1 protein-coding gene is annotated in these 2,105 nt (G+C 66.2%); it reads right to left on the bottom strand.

Annotated elements, in window-relative coordinates:
- The coding region (locus AC07VR_RS31575) for an Ig-like domain-containing protein (protein WP_495013639.1) at nucleotides 1-2,105 on the bottom strand (2,105 nt) is incomplete at both ends.

The raw sequence follows: 2,105 nt of genomic DNA, 5'->3' as shown, positions 1-2,105 counted from the left end.
ACCACCACGGTGCTGCTGGCGGGCGCGCCGTGCTCGTCGGTCATGTTGTAGCTGAGCGTGACGCTGGCCGTGGCGCCCTGCGCCAGATGGTCGAAATCGCTCCCCGGGTTGAACACCAGCTGGTTGCCCGCGACGCTGGCACTGCCCTGGCCAATCGGCGCGCTGGCGCTGACCAAGGTGAACGCGTGGCCGTCGTCGGCATCGGTGTCGTTGGCCAGCACGTCAATCGTCAGGGCCTGGTTCTCTGTACCGGCGGCCGCATCGGCCACCGCTACCGGCGCGTCGTTGGTGCCGGTGATGGTCACCACCACGGTGCTGCTGGCGGGCGCGCCATGCTCGTCGGTCATGTTGTAGCTGAGCGTGACGCTGGCCGTGGCGCCCTGCGCCAGATGGTCGAAATCGCTCCCCGGGTTGAACACCAGCTGGTTGCCGACCACGCTGGCGCTGCCCTGGCCGATCGGCGCGCTGGCGCTGACCAAGGTGAACAAGTGGCCGTCGTCGACATCGGTGTCGTTGGCCAGCACGTCGATCGTCAGGGTCTGCTTTTCCGTGCCGGCAGCCGTATCGACCACCGCTACCGGCGCGTCGTTGGTACCGGTGATGGTCACCACCACGGTGTTGCTGGCGGGCGCGCCGTACTGATCCTGCATCTGGTAGCTGAGCGTCACGTGCTCGACCACGCCTTGTGCCAGGTGGTCGAAGTCGCTCCCCGGGTTGAACACCAACTGGTTGCCGACCACGCTGGCCGTCCCTTTGTTTGCCGGCGCACTCGCCGCGTTCAGCGTGAACAGGTGGCCGTCATCGACATCGGTATCGTTGACCAGCACGTCGAGGGTCAGGGTCTGGTTCTCTGTACCGGCAGCCACATCGGCCACCGCTACCGGCGCATCGTTGGTGCCGGTGATGGTCACCACCACGGTGCTGCTGGCGGGCGCGCCGTGCTCGTCGGTCATGTTGTAGCTGAGCGTGACGCTGGCCGTGGCGCCTTGCGCCAGGTGGTCGAAATCGCTCCCCGGATTGAACACCAGCTGGTTGCCGACCACGCTGGCCGTGCCCTTGTTTGCCGGCGCACTGACCGCGTTCAGCGTAAACAGGTGGCCGTCATCGACATCGGTGTCGTTGGCCAGCACGTCAATCGTCAGGGTCTGGTTCTCCGTACCGGCGGCCGTATCGGCCACCGCCACCGGCGCATCATTGGTGCCGGTGATCGTCACCACCACGGTGCTGCTGGCGGGCGCGCCGTGCTCGTCGGTCATGTTGTAGCTGAGCGTGACGCTGGCCGTGGCGCCTTGCGCCAGGTGGTCGAAATCGCTCCCCGGGTTGAACACCAGCTGGTTGCCCGCGACGCTGGCACTGCCCTGGCCGATCGGCGCGCTGGCGCTGACCAAGGTGAATAGGTGGCCGTCGTCGACGTCGGTATCGTTGGCCAGCACGTCGATCGTCAGGGTCTGGTTTTCCGTGCCGGCAGCCGTATCGGCCACCGCCACCGGCGCATCGTTGGTGCCGGTGATGGTCACGTCCACCGTGGAACTCGAGAGTGCCCCGTACTGGTCCTGCATCTGGTAGCTGAGCGTTACGTGCTCGACCACGCCCTGTGCCAGGTGGTCGAAATCGGCCCCCGGGTTGAACACCAGCTGGTTGCCGACCACGCTGGCCGTCCCTTTGTTCGCCGGCACACTCGCCGAGTTCAGCGTGAACAGGTGGCCGTCGTCGACGTCGGTATCGTTGGCCAGCACGTCGATCATGAGAGTCTGGTTCTCCGTGCCGGCGGCCGTATCGGCCACCGCCACCGGCGCATCGTTGGTGCCGGTGATGCTCACATCCACCGTGGAACTCGAGAGCGCCCCGTACTGATCCTGCATCTGGTAGCTGAGGGTCACGTGCTCGACCACGCCTTGTGCCAGGTGATCGAAATCGGCTCCCGGGTTGAACACCAGCTGGTTGCCAACCACGCTGGCCGTGCCCTTGCTCGCTGGCGCACTGACCGAGTTCAGCGTGAACAGGTGGCCGTCGTCGACATCGGTGTCATTGGCCAGCACGTTGAGGGTCAGGGTCTGGTTCTCCGTGCCGGCAGCCGTATCGGCCACCGCCACCGGCGCATCGTT

The organism is Pseudomonas sp. GW821-FHT02H09 (genome assembly GCF_059421425.1).
Note: the sequence above shows the minus strand (reverse complement) of the source record. Positions and strands in the feature narration are given on the sequence as shown.